We start from the raw sequence: 14,616 nt of genomic DNA, 5'->3' as shown, positions 1-14,616 counted from the left end.
AGATGAAAAATATAGCGAAAATAATCCTTTCAATTAGTATACTGTTAGGGGTCAGCTGTACAGACCTCACGGAAGTTATCTTGGACACAGCTGTTGGAGAAGGAGTACTTGAATCACCGGAAGCAGCCGACCAGATTTTAGCACCTGTATATGCCCGGATGAATGAAATGTATGGGCAACATAACTGGATTTTTAATATGCAGTCCATCGCATCGGATGAATCAATCGTTCCTTTCAGAGGAGGCACTGACTGGTTTGATGGAGGTATCTTTATAGAAATGCATCAACATAGTTGGACACCTTTCCATGGTACCGTGCGAAACGTTTGGTCACATGTCACCCAGGGAATCGCCCGCGCAGCGGGAGCTCAGCAAACGTTGGCGGCTATAAATGGACCCGAACGGTATATTGCGGAGGCTCGTGCGATGGGTGCCTATTATAACTGGGTTCTGTTTGACCACTATGGGGTTGCATTTGATAAGTTACCTGAGGAGGTAGGAACCCCGATACTTTCCAGAATATATAGGGGAAGTGAGGCTGTTGATTATATCCTAAGTGAAATCGATGCCGTAGAACCATTATTGGGAACAAAATCTGAGGTAGGTTCCACTAGATTCTCCAAAGCTGCTGCATGGGGATTAAAGGCCAGGATTTTACTTAACAAAGCTGTTTATGCGGATAGATATGCGGCTAGCTTTAATTTTGACAATGCCGATATGGCACAGGTTGTAGCTTTTACAACGGAAATAATTAATTCAGGATTATATGGTCTGGAAACCGAAGATTATTTCTCTATTTGGAACATAAACAACCACGACCATAAGGAGCATATCTTTGCCTTTGACCAGCGGCTGGAAACCAACGGATCCAACCGACATGCTTGGTTTGGCACTTCCAGAAGCCGTCATGGTTCTTTGACCAATATTTTGGCGGTAGGTAGTGACGGGGTATCTCTAACAACAGATTTCTACAACAAATGGGAAGGCAACCATGACGATCCCCGTTTTTTCCAGCGAAATATTCCAGACGGAGGATCGATTCCGGAAAGCCAGTTCCGCTGGAACAGGGGAATACAGGTGGGGCAACAATACGGAATCGTATTGGATGCCAATAATCAGTTTAAGCGAACTGCCAACGGTGAATTGGTAATTGAAAAGCTGGTAAACCGAACCAGAACCGGAGAGGATGTAGTCTACACCATTAACGTGGATCTAAGCAATAACCGGGGACATTCCAACGGTCCCAGAGCTATTAAGATTGCTTTTGACCCCATGGCGCAAACCGGCCAATGCTGTAGCAGAGTGAACATCCCCTTAATTCGGATGGGTGATGTTTATTTGATGCGTGCGGAAGCAGAACTTAGAAGAGGAAACCCAACTGCTGCCTTGGCGGATGTCAATGCCGTTAGAGGAGCGAGAGGTGCCCAGATACTCACATCCATCGACTTGGAGTCGCTTTATTTGGAGCGGTCTTATGAACTTTATGTGGAAATGCAGGCAAGAACTGATGCCATTCGTTTTGGTAAGTGGGAAGACCAATGGATAGACAAAACAAGCTCCAACCCTATCCGGAGGATTTATCCTATCCCCCAAAACGTAATCGACGCCGCAAGTGCTTCGCCGGGCTTTTTGGAACAAAACCAAGGATATTAATATACAGAAAACCGCCTTACAATAAGGCGGTTTTTTTTTACACAATTTGATTAAAACTATTATAAAAATCTAATTGAGCTATGTAGTTCTTCAAACCAAAATATTTTTTTACCCTATAGTTGCAAAGTTCACATAATGCGTTTTTATTTTGTCGTTTAAAATAAAAAAATTGGATAAAACTAAAATATCAGTTGTGAAAATATATTTTACGTTATTTGAATTTTTGAAAAAGACAGGTATTTTGACTTATGAAACAAAATGAAACACTAAGGCAAAGTAATTGTTAATTTGAAACCTTGAAAAAAAAACCAAAATTTAAATTAAAAAAACAACACAAACTCCAATGAAAATCTCTCAACTAATATTTAATATTTCTTTATCATTATTTTTGTTCGGATGCTCTCATACAACTGAAACAAATACCTACTCCGAACTGGGGTCGGAAGGCTGGTTGAAAGGCAACACAGATGAAAAACTTGAGGAAGTAGCCCACCAACTGGGTGGATTTAGCAGAACAATGGTAGAGGTGAGTTACCGGTACAGCGAACTTTATTGGGCTGGGGAGGACGAAAATTGGAAGTATGCAGGTCACCAACTTGAGCATATCGTCGAAGCTATGGAAGATGGGTTAAAAAGACGGCCTGTTAGAGCAGCATCGGCGGTGGAGTTTATGGAGAAAACCATCCCCGAAATGGAAGAGGCAATCGCTAGTGAGGACAATGACTCCTTTTTGGCGGGCTATAAATCCTTCACGGCCGGGTGCAATGCCTGCCATTCCAAGGAAGGGGAAGGCTTTATTGTAATCCAACAACCCTTAACGAGGCTTTCTCCAGTCAGATTTTGACACAGGTTACAACTGATCACTAAAGTTTGCCCTGAAATATTCTTTGGCCTTTTCCAAATCCTCTGCAGTGTCAATTGCAACTGCCTGATGGTCCGTATGGATCATCTTTATTTTTATACCCTGTTCCAAAAGCCGCAGTTGTTCCAGCATCTCGGCTTTTTCCAAGATGGATTTTGGCCACTGAGTAAAAGCCATCAGCAAATCCTTCTTATAAGCATATATTCCGATGTGCCTGTAAAAGGTGATTTCCGACGGAGACTCCCGTATAAAGGGAATGGGGGAGCGGCTGAAGTACATGGAAAAATTGTCCTTGTCCACCACTACCTTGACAGCATTGGGATTCTGAATCTGGCTATCGTCGAAAATGGTCATCATTAAGGAGGCTACCTGAACCCTACTATCTCCAAAAGAATTCACAAGATCCTGCAAAGATTTTTTATCCTGAAACGGTTCATCACCCTGTACGTTAACGATGACGTCCGCCTCCATATGGGCGGCTGCCTCAGCTATCCGGTCGGAGCCGCTTTCATGTTCTTTTTGACTTATAAAAATCTTCCCACCTTCTTTGCGGATCACCTCGGCTATTTCTTCATGGTCCGTTACTACGACCACATCATCAAAAATCCCTGTCGCAACAGTACTCAAGTAAGTTCGGGCAATCAGCGGCTTACCATAAAGATCCGCCATCAATTTGGCTGGGAAACGGGTGGCACCAAATCGGGCGGGAATTAAGGCTACAAATTTCATTGAGAAAACAATAATTTTTTATTCAATTGGTAAAGTTAAGGTCCAGCAACTAGAATAAGAATTTTAAGTAAACTGGAATTTACAAGACAGAGATGCAAAATTAGGTAAAATTGGCACAAACTAACGGTTATGGGGGTTCTATCTAGTGCTGTGCCTTATAATTGCACTTTTTTAACGCTTTAAACAGCGGTTGGGGATACATTGTAAATGTTCCGAGGCTTGAGAGTTTTGACTTATGAACTCCTCCTGCTACCATTCCAAGCAACAACAAATTCGCCCAAAGGGAGTAGAGCGTTCCAAAATGATTTTTTAAGATAAGGTTTTAAACTGATCTGACATTGTTTATTTATACTTAATTCAAATATAAATAAACCAAATATAATTCTAATTGTTTTAATTATACCAATTCTAAACTGAATTGACCTCCGCAATATCGGGAACTTATATCAGATTATTTGGTTATATTCGTGTACTTAAACGTAAAATATAAAGTATCCTAACCGAGCACAAATTGTATATGAAAACAGTAGAAAGAGAAATAGTCACCTTAAAGCGTTCTTTGTTGGTTGACACCGAAGTAAAACTCAACAAACAAATTGAAATGGAGGGCGAATCATCGGCCTATTATCTGTCTATGGCATCTTGGTGTGAAATGATGGGGTTTTCCAATTCCGCCAGATTTCTGTATGACCATGCAGATGAAGAAAGACAGCATATGCTGAAATTGTTCAAATATGTAAACGATGCGGGGGGCCATGCCATTCAGCCTGAGATAACCGGGATTCGGAATAAGTTTAATTCGCTGAGAGAGGTATTCGAATTGATTTTGGAGCATGAAATTGAAGTGACTAAATCAATCAATTTGATTGTGGACCATTGCTTTAACGTAAAAGATTTTGCCACTTTTAGCTTTATGCAGTGGTACGTGACTGAGCAGCGGGAGGAAGAAACCGTTGCCCGTAGGGCATTGGAGCTCTTTGACATCATTGGAGAAGAAGGAATCGGTCTTTGGACCATTGATCAGGAATTGGGCAAATTGCACGCTTCCATTGAAGAATAAGCCCCCTCACGAATCTGACCGAGATAAATCTTAAATGTAAAAAGCGGCGATAAACTGAGTTTATTGCCGCTTTTTTTTTGTTTTACGCCGGATTATTTTGAACCACTTAGTAAGGTTAAGATCAATCTGATATTACTGACGGGATATTGGTTGATAGGTTGACGGGTTACTGAGTTATTGGGTTATTGGTTATTAGGTTATTAGGTTATTTGGTTATTTATTGAAAATTCGTAATTCGTAATTCGTAATTAATAATTATAACTGGCTAATTGGTTAAACTAAGAGATAAAGAAAACAAATACCATTATACCACCTACTATAAACTTAGGTAAAATGCTATTTCATCTTATAATTGGCAAATTTTTTGCTATTAGAATGGAATAATGTAATTTTTTGTTATATTTCACAATCAAGAAACCCAGTGACCATGAAACAGCAATTCAATATCCCGATGGTTTTGATTCTATTCGCTTCAGGAGTATGTTTTGGGCAAATTGCGGAGGCCGAAGAAAATGATAACATCGAAATACCAGAGATAAAAATCACTACAAGTGCAGAATTGGAGGGGCTATGGGAGGTTCATTCCATCTATGATAAATTCAAACCATTCGAAGAACTTTTTCCAGGCAAAAAACCCAGACTTTATTTCGACATTATCAATAGGCAGGTCTTTGGCTTTACGGGATGCAATAATTTCAGCATTTTCACCCAGCTTGAAGGAAACGAAATAGACGTGATGGGCTTTTTGGGAATGACAAAAGTCTGGTGTGACGGGGACGGAGAGGATATCTTTCTCACACTATTGAAGTCAGCCCATACATTCAAAATTAATGATGAAGGACATTTATCCTTTCTTTGCGGCAGCATGGAAATCATGCGGTTGGAGAAAGTTGACAGAGACAACGATGATCATCCACTAGGTATTCCCCGCATGATGGCGTCAGGGCCGAAAATCTATTGGTCATATAATAATTGAACTGGATTTAATTACCTCGGAGCCTGCCTTTGACATTTCCGTGATGGCCCGTTCGCTGTCATTTGGAGATAAGTTCACGCCTTTTGTAGCATCTTCTATGAGGTAGGTATTAAATCCCTCACTCAAGGCATCCAAAACAGTGAACTTAACACAGTAATCTGTTGCTAACCCGGCCACATAAACCGTATCTATTCCCTGTCCCTTCAAATAGTCTCCTAAACCAGTGTCCTGCAATCTCTGGTTGTCAAAAAAACCGCTGTAGGAGTCTACATAAGGATTAGTCCCTTTCTGAAATACAGCCTTCCATTTTTTCCGCTTCAACTCTGGATGAAACTCAGCTCCCAGCGTATCCTGCACACAATGGATAGGCCATAATATTTGCTCTATACCTGAGAGGTTCACAGATTCTCCCGGGTTTTTATTTTTATGATTCGCTGCAAAACTACCGTGGTTGGCAGGGTGCCAGTCCTGGGTAGCAACAATAAAATCAAAAGATTCCTGAAGACGGTTGATCACAGGAATGATCTGATCTCCATCTGGAACTGCCAATGCCCCTCCTGGTAAAAAATCATTTTGGACATCTATTATCAATAATGCTTTCATGTGTCTATAATTGTTTTTCAGTTGTCACATGGAATCTCGCATGGCGGATAGTCATCCCAGTGTGTGTCGCTTACGTCATGCTCGATTTCATCTGGTTTTTCTTTTGATTATTGGTCCATGTAGTTTATGGGCTTACTTTTTAGAACCAAATCAGTCCGCAACTCGTGGAGAGATTCTTCCAATCCCACCGGATAAATATGCGGGTTGGTTAGACGTTTGTGGGTTTTGTCAAACTGTTCCAAACGCATTATGGTCCGTTGGCGAATGTCCTTTAAATCCGGCCTGTTATATACTTTCCGACCCGATTTGAAAATTGGGACCAGCAATATTTGCTCCTCAGCCTGTAATGTGTCTATGCGTTTTCTCCTTGTAGGATCAATGGGATCAATAATAGTTACTTGATCCTTCGAGGCCATTCCCTCCAGATAAATCATATCACCGATAGCCTTTCCTTTGAAATAAAATCGTTTTACGTTGTGGAATCCCGGCACATTTATTTTTACCGACTGCTGGGAGAGTTTGATTTTAGGTACCCAATTTCCTTCAATATTTTTCATTGCGGACATTTTATACACGGCACCCAATGCTGGTTGGTCATAGGCTGTTACTAACTTGGTTCCAACACCCCAAATATCTATAGAAGCCTCCTGCAATTTTAATGAAGTAATAATATGCTCGTCCAAATCATTGCTGGCGACGATCTTCACGCCCGGAAATCCCGCCTCGTCCAGCATTTCCCTAGCTTTATTGCTAAAATAGGCCAAGTCCCCGGAATCTATCCGGATTCCCTTCAATTCATTACCTTCCTCCCGCAGCTCTTTGGCAATCTTGATGGCATTTTTCACTCCCATAATCGTATCATAGGTATCTACCAATAAAACGGTAGTTTCAGGAAAAGCTTCAGCATAAGCCTCAAACGCCTCCAGTTCAGTGTCAAAAGCCATTATCCAACTATGGGCATGGGTGCCGGAGACTGGTATACCGAACAATTTGCCTGCCATCACATTCGAGGTGGAAGTACATCCCCCAATATAGGATGCCCGGCTCGCTGCCAACGCACCGTCTATTCCCTGGGCCCGTCGCAAGCCAAATTCCAGCACGGAATCGCCTTTTGCCGCCAAAACAATTCTTGCCGCCTTAGTCGCAATAAGGGTCTGAAAATTGATAATATTAAGCAGGGCAGTCTCCAAAAGTTGGCACTGGATTAAAGGACCTTTAACCCTTACCAAAGGCATATTTGGGAAAACCACCTCCCCCTCCTCTACTGCATCTATATCGCAACTGAATTTCAGGTGCCTCAGATAGTCGATAAATCCGCTCTCAAATGTGGGATCCCCATTGGAATTTTCCATCTGCGTCAAATAATCCAGATCCTTTTCTTCAAAAGAAAAATTTCTACAATAATCTATTACATAGTCCAGCCCAGCGGCAACTGTAAAACCACTTTGAAACGGATTTTTTCGGAAAAAAAGGGAAAAAACAACTTCCTGTTCTGCTTTTCCTGATTTCCAATATCCATAGGCCATGGTAAATTGATAAAAATCGGTTAGCAAGGTTAGGGAACCCTGGTATAAATCTTTGGTTATTTTCACGTGTCTATAATTGTTTTTCAGAGGTCACATGGAATCTCGCATGGTTGATAGTCATCCCAGTGTGTAACGGGTACGTCATGCTCGATTTCATGCAGTCAATTGACTTAATTTATTAGCATCCTTCAAATTTAATGGAATAAATAACAAAAGCAGAGCCCCTTTCTCACAATTTAACGGGGTATTATTTACCCGAAAATCGCATATTGAGAATCACTCCACTCAAAACCAACAACATCCCCCCATAGGTCCACAGATTATAGGTTTCATCAAAAAGGAAATACCCAAATCCCAAGGCATAGATTATTCCCACATAGGTAAGGTTTGCGACTTTAGACAAGTTGGCATTTTGATAAGCCATAGTCATGAAATACTGGGCGAACTGTGTAAAAATTCCAATGGCCAACAAAAGCAGCCAATCCCAACCCACTGGATTCACCCAGCCGTAATAGGATATAAGAGCTGCTACAGGCGTGGTGACCAAGGGGAAATAGAATACAATAACCAAAGGGTGCTCGGTATTTTTCAGCTTTCGGATTACATTGTAGGCTAAACCTGAAAAGATTGCAGAAACGATTCCAATTAACAAATATACAGGGTCTATCCGTGGATCAAATCCCTCAATTACTAAAACCCCCGAAAATGCGATGGCGAAATAGAAAAACTGAATGGGTTTGACCCGCTCTTTTACAATAAAAATACCCAATATACTGGTGAAAACAGGACCCATATACTGAATGGTTACCGCACTTGCCAAAGGAATTTTCTGGAGGGTGTAAAAAAAAGTTATCAAGCCTACCGAACCAACGACTCCCCGCAAGACTAGCAATTTTTTATTGGTCCCTAGGACTGGTATATTTTTCTTTCTTAGGACTAGATAGGTGAATATAAAGCTAAAAATTGACCGGAATAAAATGATTTCAATAGCCGGAATGTGGGGAAGAAATTTTACCGTCACATTCATGAAGGCGAAAAAAATCCCAGCCAATAACATATGCTGAACGCTCTTTGAACTCAAAACCGGATCCGTTAGTTTAGAATATACCTTTGGGTGATTAAAGAACAAAAATATGGATTATTAGTAATCGATTTTCCATAAACCTTATAATATTTTGCCAAACATATTTCACCGCATTTGGTTCTTATAACATCAACCACTGAAAATTTCAAAAATGGCTTTAAAAATTGGGCAAAAAGCTCCTGATTTTACTCTTCCATCAACAGATGGAAAAATGTTCCGTCTTTCAAAAGGCTTTGAGGGAAAACCCTGCATAATTTATTTTTATCCCAAGGATTTTACAGGAGGCTGCACTGCTGAAGCTTGTGAGTTTCGGGATCAATTTGAGGAATTCAAGGAGCTTGATATATCCATTGTTGGCATAAGCAGAGACGACATGGCTACTCACATGAGGTTTAAAAAGCAATATGAACTCCCCTTTGAACTACTTAGTGATAGCAGCGGAAAAACTTGTCAGGCATATGATGCGCTTGTTCCATTGATTCGTGTCCCCAAACGTATTACCTATATGTTGGACAAAAATCATGTCATTCAAGCTATATATCAGGACATGTTTGACGGCAAGGCCCATATTGAGCAAATGATCAAAAGTCTCAAAACGTTATAGTCCTTTCTTACTGTTAAAAATCGCTCGGATCGCAAACGAAATACACAAAAAAAGGCCAAACAATTGTTTGGCCTTTTTTTGTGATTATTAACTATTTATTTTTTGGCTATGTATTCCAACAAGTCCACAACTTTGCACGAATAACCCCATTCGTTATCGTACCAAGAAACAACTTTCACAAAAGTATCACTCAATTGGATACCAGCTCCTGCGTCAAAAATGGAGGTCCTCGAATCTCCTAGGAAATCAGTTGAAACTACATCGTCTTCAGTGTAGCCCATCACTCCTTTTAAAGAACCTTCAGACGCTTCTTTCATCTTAGCGCAAATTTCCTTATAGGACGCTGGTTTTGTAAGTCTAACGGTAAGGTCAACCACAGAAACGTTAGGTGTAGGAACTCTAAAAGCCATACCGGTAAGTTTACCGTTTAGTTCAGGAATTACCTTTCCAACGGCTTTGGCAGCACCTGTAGATGATGGGATAATGTTTTGGCTGGCACCTCTACCACCTCTCCAGTCTTTGGCTGAAGGACCATCTACTGTTTTTTGAGTAGCAGTAGTGGCGTGAACAGTAGTCATTAGACCTTCTTCGATACCCCAGTTGTCATGTAGAACTTTAGCTAAAGGAGCCAAACAATTGGTAGTACAGGATGCGTTTGACACAAATGTCATGTCTGATGTATATTTATCCTCATTAACTCCCATTACAAACATGGGGGTGTCATCCTTAGAGGGAGCAGACATTATTACTTTTTTGGCACCTGCGTCAATATGACCTTTGGCACTTTCCTTAGTCAAAAACAATCCAGTTGACTCAACTATATATTCAGCACCTATTTCGGACCAGTTTAGGTTGGCAGGGTTTTTTTCAGATGTGACGCGGATAGCTTTCCCGTTGACAACTAGCTTACCGTCTTTTACTTCGACATCACCTTTAAATTGTCCATGCGTTGAATCATACTTCAACATATAGGCCATATAATCTACATCAATCAAATCGTTGATGCCAACTATCTGAACATCGTCTCTTTCCTGAGCTGCACGAAAAACCAGCCTTCCAATTCTCCCGAATCCGTTAATACCTACTTTAATTGTTCCCATAATATAAATTGTTGTTTTTCTTGTAATTATAAAATATGGTAAGAGATTTTAAAAACTTACTATGAATTCAATCGATTAGCAGCAAAAATCCAACCATAATTGCTAAAAGCGAATTGAATTTTAACCTTTTCAAAATTTTCGATGGTCAAATTTATCAAAATTAATACTAGGAAGGAAATTTTATCCCCTGCTTTTATTCCATATTTTTGAGAAAAAAATGCATGCTGGAAGAACTTGATCGAAGTATACTGGAATTCAAGGGGGATTCCCTTTTTATGTTGAATGTGTCCTTGGCCATAATTATGTTTGGAGTGGCTTTGGATATCCGGTTTAGGGACTTTTCCTATCTACTTAAATCACCAAAACCTTTTTTTATCGGGATTTTCTCCCAGTTTTTCATGCTGCCGTTTCTTACCTTTCTGCTGGTGCTGCTGATACATCCGATTCCAAGTGTAGCTATGGGGATGTTTCTGGTAGCTGCCTGTCCTGGAGGAAATATTTCTAATTTTCTTACCAATTACTCCGGTGGAAACACCGCCCTGTCTGTCAGTCTGACAGCTTTTGCTACCCTTGCTGCCGTAGTCATGACACCTTTCAACTTTGGCTTATGGGCCAGCTTTTATCCACCCTCCGCAGCTATGCTTCAGGAAATACGTTTAGATTATTTTGATGTGTTTCAAACGGTGGCGCTAATTCTCGGCGTTCCACTTCTACTGGGAATGTATGTCAACCATCATTTTGCCGAATTCAGCAAAACTGCCAGTAAAATTCTAAAGCCTGTCAGTATTTTGATTTTCGGGGCTATTGTTGTAGTAGCATTTTTTAGTAATTACCACCTTTTCTTGAAATTTATCCTACTTATATTCTTTTGGGTATTAGCCCATAACTTTGCCGCCTTGCTTTCGGGGTTTTCCTTGGCCAAAATTTTTGGACTTAATCTGCCCGATACCAAAACGTTGACAATAGAAACTGGCATCCAAAACTCCGGGTTGGCACTGGTTCTGATTTTCACGTACTTTGACGGATTGGGTGGAATGGCCATTATTGCCGGATGGTGGGGAATCTGGCATATTATCTCTGGGATGACGGTTGCGGTCACTTGGAAAAAATTTAGAGCACGTTGAAAGCGCTGTTCAATGATTTTCTGCGTATCTGGGTTAAATGGGGATTATCCATTTATTTTTCCCGCATCGAGGTTTCCGGGACGAATCGTATTCCCCGCAATACCCCAATAATAATAATCGCAAATCATCAAAATGCGCTTTTGGATCCCTTGCTGATCGCCACCGTGACAGGTATGAAGCCCTATTTTTTGGCAAGAGCTGATTTATTCAAAAAGCCATTATTTGCCAAGCTTCTAAGCATAATTCAACTGATTCCCGTATTTCGTATCAGGGATGGACTTTCCAGCATTTCCGGTAACCAAGAAAGTTTTTCCCGTTGTGAAGACCTATTGGCTAAAAATCAGTCTATCCTGATCTTTCCGGAGGGAAATCACAGCTTACGGAGGAATGCCAGGCCATTGAGTAAGGGCTTTACCCGAATTGCCTTTGGAGCTATGGGAAAGCACACTTCTCTCCCACTGTCCATCCTGCCATTTGGAATTTCCTATGAAGCACATCAAAAAGTTGGTGCGGCTGTTCGAGTTGAAGTCGGAAAACCCATTTTAGTTTCTTCCTATCTTAACGATTCTCGGGGTTTAACCAAGACGGCTTATAAAGCCCTGAAGGAATTAACTGTTCATATTCCGGATGAAGGCTATGAAGAGTCATTAATTTCCCTGAAAGAAAACCACATCCCGCTTACCTCTCCTGAGAAGGTTAGGGATTTTTTATCTGGACAGCAGCCAATTCATTCCCCTAACCAAGAATTCAGTAGTGTTAAAAAAATTCGGTGGTTGACTTTACTTCTACATTGGCCCTTATGGCTGGTATGGAAAAGAGCCAGAAAAAAAATCAAAGATCCTGTGTTTTATGGGACTTTTAAGTTTGTTATTGGATTGGTGGGATGTCCGCTTTACTACATTTTCATTATACTACTGAGTTGGCTTTTAGGGTATGGTATTGTTGGGTTTCTTTTTGCGTTGGCGGCTTTTTTTAGTTTAATAATGTATACCAAGATTTGAATCTGCGCTACATTCCCCGTAAATTAAATTGATTTATAATATCATATCCATAATTCAATACCTCTTTTGCCGTATCGACTCGGAATCAAATCCACGTCGACCATCAAATGGAACGATTAGGGTTAGATAATAGGTTTTGGAAAATCTCCGAGTTTTAAAAGGTATGGGTGAACCAAAAAATACCCGACAAGAATGCATCGAGATTGATTAAGAACCTGAGATGCCCGTAAATGGTAGGTCACCTTTTTTATAGCCCTCGCAAGCAATGCCAATTAACAACGATCCGTTACCGCTATTTCAAAACTCAGCGCCAAAGGCCCAAAATGACTAGCCTAGAGTGAAGCCCTAGGTACTAATTACATGTTAAAACCAAGCGCCAAAGGTGCGAAATCAAAATCATGTACAGGTTGTTGATCCATAAAATAAAATCACTCCTTACTATATGAAAAAACCGCTTGCAAGGATTTTTGAGGTAGTCGGGGGTAATTTTCAAGAATTTGTTGATCTGTCCAGCCCTGCGCCATCAATCCGATGATGTGCTCAACGGATATTCTGGTCCGCTTGACAGTAGGTTTGCCTAAAAGGATGGAGTTGTCTGAGATGATATACTTTTGCCATTCCATAGTTTAAAGATAATCAATTTGTTAATGATTTACTCATCTTAAGATTCCCTTTAACCTTTCAAATGAATTTTTCACATCCTGTTCGGTCCCATCTTATCAAATACCATATCCATCTTAATGGTGTCCCTCGGATATTCCAAAACCTCAGCCTTTTCTTCAGAAATCAAAATTGGTGTTTTCAATGCGGATTTTTCTTTTATCAATAAAGTCAAAAGGTCGGTTTCTTCAATATCTTTTCCCTGAATATTAGCCTTGAAATAATCGGAATCCTTATCAAAAAGATCAATAACCCGTTTTTCTAGCTTATTTGCCAATTCTAAAAACTGGGTTGGGGTCATGTCGTTTTTACTCAGATCCAGTTCATTTATCACATGGTTATGAAGAGTAAGAACGTAGGCATACGCTTCCCTATCTTCCGATTTATTGCTGTTGTACAGAAATTTAATTTCTCTTTTACCTAAATTAAACATGATCATGGAAGGTTTTGAATAATAAAAAATTAATAGACACACCAAACAGCTAGCATAATTTATGCCAGCTTGGTACCACTCTCCAATTTAAACTCATACCTGTTCAAGCTTGGAATTAAGACGGAGCCTTTAACTGAGACCATGAACTGTTGGTAATTTTTCCAATGGTGGCAGAACGTTAACAACTTGGAAAATCAAATCCTCAGTCCTATCAGATATCTTTGTCATTTCCATACTACTAGAAGGAAGAGAGTGAAGAAACCATCTATTATCTATTGCGCCATAGAACTACCCTGTCAATCATCAACCCTTACTACAACAACCCGCTGATCTGTATTTCTGGCTTTGAATATTCCCAGACCATTGGTGACATTATTGTAGACCAATACAGGCTGGGAAAGAAAATCGCCACGACTGGACCGCTGAAGATCAGCCGTATCATAATACCTATAATACGATTCTGAAACATGAGAGAGTTTTATTGTAAGTTCTTTATCGTAATCTCTCCACAGGCTTGTCCTGAATACTATTTCTGACTCTGAACCGTTTAGTAAAATATCATCAAAAACGATTACATTTCTCATTAAATAATCCTTTTTGTAGGCTGGGTTTACAGGCTCTGGATTAAGCTGAGATTGTAGATAATACATTCCGGCGGAATCATAGGCAAGAACGCTCCCAGAAACCTCATAAAAATTTCGTCCCGGAGGATCTTCAAATTTCACTGTCACTTCAAATTCACTCTCAGAATCCGCTCTTGGTCCCAAATTGACGACGTTGATTGATTTTATTTGAATTCTATTTGGCAGCTTTTGCTCAGTGCTGATTGTGGGGTACTGTGGATGTTCTGCCACTATCTCATAATTCTGGTCTTCCCGGAATTCGTGGCCACTAAGAAAATAAAAGGCGTTTGGTTCATACGGTCGGCTTCTGTTTATATACCCCATCGGAAAAATTTGCCCGTCTGGATCTTTAAGATAAACCTCGGCACCTTCAACTAAATCAAATTCTACATTGAAATCCCTATCTTCCAACACTCCTTTGCTTCTGGTCAAGAAAACTTTCAGTGTATCGGAAGGGTCCAAAAGCGCATTCAAAGCCATTCTGGGTTCTTGCCCCGGTAATTCAACTTCCAGAAATTGTTCGCAAGAAGACAATGCAATAATGCTGAAGAAATATACTAACGGGATCTGGATCTTCAT

Annotated in this window: 15 protein-coding genes; 7 read left to right on the top strand and 8 right to left on the bottom strand. The window is 40.3% G+C overall.

Features of this window, described 5'->3' with window-relative positions:
* Positions 1 to 2 precede the first annotated feature (2 nt).
* Positions 3 to 1,652 (top strand): RagB/SusD family nutrient uptake outer membrane protein, encoded by a 1,650-nt coding sequence (locus FQ608_RS21555; protein ID WP_158860568.1) that lies wholly within the window; start codon positions 3 to 5, stop codon positions 1,650 to 1,652.
* Between the two features lie 343 nt (positions 1,653 to 1,995).
* Entirely contained in the window at positions 1,996 to 2,496 is a 501-nt protein-coding gene (locus tag FQ608_RS21550; protein ID WP_158860567.1) for a hypothetical protein, read from the top strand.
* 6 nt (positions 2,497 to 2,502) lie between these two features.
* Here FQ608_RS21550 and kdsB read toward each other — a convergent pair whose 3' ends face one another.
* Positions 2,503 to 3,243 carry a 3-deoxy-manno-octulosonate cytidylyltransferase gene (kdsB, locus tag FQ608_RS21545; protein WP_158860566.1) on the bottom strand — a complete coding sequence of 247 codons (741 nt, stop codon included), beginning with the start codon at positions 3,241 to 3,243 and terminating at the stop codon, positions 2,503 to 2,505.
* A gap of 517 nt (positions 3,244 to 3,760) precedes the next feature.
* Here kdsB and FQ608_RS21540 point away from each other — a divergent pair.
* Both FQ608_RS21540 and FQ608_RS21535 read left to right on the top strand, forming a co-directional pair.
* On the top strand, positions 3,761 to 4,303 hold the full coding sequence (locus FQ608_RS21540) for a ferritin (RefSeq protein WP_158860565.1): 543 nt from the start codon (positions 3,761 to 3,763) through the stop codon (positions 4,301 to 4,303).
* Positions 4,304 to 4,730: 427 nt separating this feature from the next.
* The gene (locus tag FQ608_RS21535; RefSeq protein WP_158860564.1) at positions 4,731 to 5,279 is read left to right on the top strand and encodes an META domain-containing protein; all 549 of its coding nucleotides are present in this window, start codon (positions 4,731 to 4,733) and stop codon (positions 5,277 to 5,279) included.
* Here the strand turns inward: FQ608_RS21535 and pncA are convergent.
* The 3 genes from pncA to FQ608_RS21520 form a co-directional block, all read right to left on the bottom strand.
* Positions 5,265 to 5,882, bottom strand: coding sequence for a bifunctional nicotinamidase/pyrazinamidase (gene pncA / locus FQ608_RS21530; protein WP_158860563.1), 618 nt, complete (start codon positions 5,880 to 5,882; stop codon positions 5,265 to 5,267). The two genes, FQ608_RS21535 and pncA, sit on opposite strands and share 15 nt — an antisense overlap.
* Before the next feature lie 107 nt (positions 5,883 to 5,989).
* Positions 5,990 to 7,474 (bottom strand): nicotinate phosphoribosyltransferase, encoded by a 1,485-nt coding sequence (locus FQ608_RS21525; RefSeq protein WP_158860562.1) that lies wholly within the window; start codon positions 7,472 to 7,474, stop codon positions 5,990 to 5,992.
* A gap of 181 nt (positions 7,475 to 7,655) precedes the next feature.
* Positions 7,656 to 8,465 (bottom strand): DMT family transporter, encoded by an 810-nt coding sequence (locus tag FQ608_RS21520; RefSeq protein ID WP_158860612.1) that lies wholly within the window; start codon positions 8,463 to 8,465, stop codon positions 7,656 to 7,658.
* Positions 8,466 to 8,643: 178 nt separating this feature from the next.
* Between FQ608_RS21520 and FQ608_RS21515 the strand changes: the two genes are divergently transcribed.
* Positions 8,644 to 9,096, top strand: a complete 453-nt coding sequence (locus tag FQ608_RS21515) for a peroxiredoxin (RefSeq protein ID WP_158860561.1) — start codon at positions 8,644 to 8,646, stop codon at positions 9,094 to 9,096.
* A 95-nt stretch (positions 9,097 to 9,191) separates the two neighbouring features.
* Here FQ608_RS21515 and gap read toward each other — a convergent pair whose 3' ends face one another.
* A complete protein-coding gene (gap, locus tag FQ608_RS21510; protein ID WP_158860560.1) occupies positions 9,192 to 10,196 on the bottom strand; it encodes a type I glyceraldehyde-3-phosphate dehydrogenase in 1,005 nt (334 codons plus the stop codon).
* Between the two features lie 221 nt (positions 10,197 to 10,417).
* On the opposite strand from gap, the gene FQ608_RS21505 reads away from it, so the two are divergent.
* Both FQ608_RS21505 and FQ608_RS21500 read left to right on the top strand, forming a co-directional pair.
* The gene (locus FQ608_RS21505; protein WP_158860559.1) at positions 10,418 to 11,320 is read left to right on the top strand and encodes a bile acid:sodium symporter family protein; all 903 of its coding nucleotides are present in this window, start codon (positions 10,418 to 10,420) and stop codon (positions 11,318 to 11,320) included.
* Complete coding sequence (locus FQ608_RS21500) at positions 11,317 to 12,321, top strand: lysophospholipid acyltransferase family protein (protein WP_158860558.1); 1,005 nt, start codon at positions 11,317 to 11,319, stop codon at positions 12,319 to 12,321. The genes FQ608_RS21505 and FQ608_RS21500 overlap by 4 nt, the downstream gene beginning before the upstream one ends.
* Positions 12,322 to 12,749: 428 nt before the next feature.
* Here FQ608_RS21500 and FQ608_RS21495 read toward each other — a convergent pair whose 3' ends face one another.
* The 3 genes from FQ608_RS21495 to FQ608_RS21485 all read right to left on the bottom strand — a co-directional run bounded on the left by FQ608_RS21495 (position 12,750) and on the right by FQ608_RS21485 (position 14,616).
* Complete coding sequence (locus FQ608_RS21495) at positions 12,750 to 12,944, bottom strand: DUF433 domain-containing protein (protein ID WP_158860557.1); 195 nt, start codon at positions 12,942 to 12,944, stop codon at positions 12,750 to 12,752.
* Between the two features lie 71 nt (positions 12,945 to 13,015).
* Positions 13,016 to 13,414, bottom strand: a complete 399-nt coding sequence (locus FQ608_RS21490) for an arsenate reductase family protein (RefSeq protein ID WP_158860556.1) — start codon at positions 13,412 to 13,414, stop codon at positions 13,016 to 13,018.
* A gap of 296 nt (positions 13,415 to 13,710) precedes the next feature.
* Positions 13,711 to 14,616, bottom strand: a complete 906-nt coding sequence (locus FQ608_RS21485; protein ID WP_158860555.1) for a DUF4249 domain-containing protein — start codon at positions 14,614 to 14,616, stop codon at positions 13,711 to 13,713.

It is taken from the genome of Lunatibacter salilacus (assembly GCF_009797935.1).
GTDB lineage: Bacteria > Bacteroidota > Bacteroidia > Cytophagales > Cyclobacteriaceae > Lunatibacter > Lunatibacter salilacus.
Note: the sequence above shows the minus strand (reverse complement) of the source record. Positions and strands in the feature narration are given on the sequence as shown.

Bases quoted from the DNA above. Each gene is read 5' to 3' on its own strand.
- FQ608_RS21555 (WP_158860568.1), top strand. From the start codon at position 3: ATGAAAAATATAGCGAAAATAATCCTTTCAATTAGTATACTGTTAGGG.
- FQ608_RS21550 (WP_158860567.1), top strand. From the start codon at position 1,996: ATGAAAATCTCTCAACTAATATTTAATATTTCTTTATCATTATTTTTG.
- kdsB (WP_158860566.1), bottom strand. From the start codon at position 3,243: ATGAAATTTGTAGCCTTAATTCCCGCCCGATTTGGTGCCACCCGTTTC.
- FQ608_RS21540 (WP_158860565.1), top strand. From the start codon at position 3,761: ATGAAAACAGTAGAAAGAGAAATAGTCACCTTAAAGCGTTCTTTGTTG.
- FQ608_RS21535 (WP_158860564.1), top strand. From the start codon at position 4,731: ATGAAACAGCAATTCAATATCCCGATGGTTTTGATTCTATTCGCTTCA.
- pncA (WP_158860563.1), bottom strand. From the start codon at position 5,882: ATGAAAGCATTATTGATAATAGATGTCCAAAATGATTTTTTACCAGGA.
- FQ608_RS21520 (WP_158860612.1), bottom strand. From the start codon at position 8,465: ATGTTATTGGCTGGGATTTTTTTCGCCTTCATGAATGTGACGGTAAAA.
- FQ608_RS21515 (WP_158860561.1), top strand. From the start codon at position 8,644: ATGGCTTTAAAAATTGGGCAAAAAGCTCCTGATTTTACTCTTCCATCA.
- gap (WP_158860560.1), bottom strand. From the start codon at position 10,196: ATGGGAACAATTAAAGTAGGTATTAACGGATTCGGGAGAATTGGAAGG.
- FQ608_RS21505 (WP_158860559.1), top strand. From the start codon at position 10,418: ATGCTGGAAGAACTTGATCGAAGTATACTGGAATTCAAGGGGGATTCC.
- FQ608_RS21495 (WP_158860557.1), bottom strand. From the start codon at position 12,944: ATGGAATGGCAAAAGTATATCATCTCAGACAACTCCATCCTTTTAGGC.
- FQ608_RS21490 (WP_158860556.1), bottom strand. From the start codon at position 13,414: ATGTTTAATTTAGGTAAAAGAGAAATTAAATTTCTGTACAACAGCAAT.
- FQ608_RS21485 (WP_158860555.1), bottom strand. From the start codon at position 14,616: ATGAAGATCCAGATCCCGTTAGTATATTTCTTCAGCATTATTGCATTG.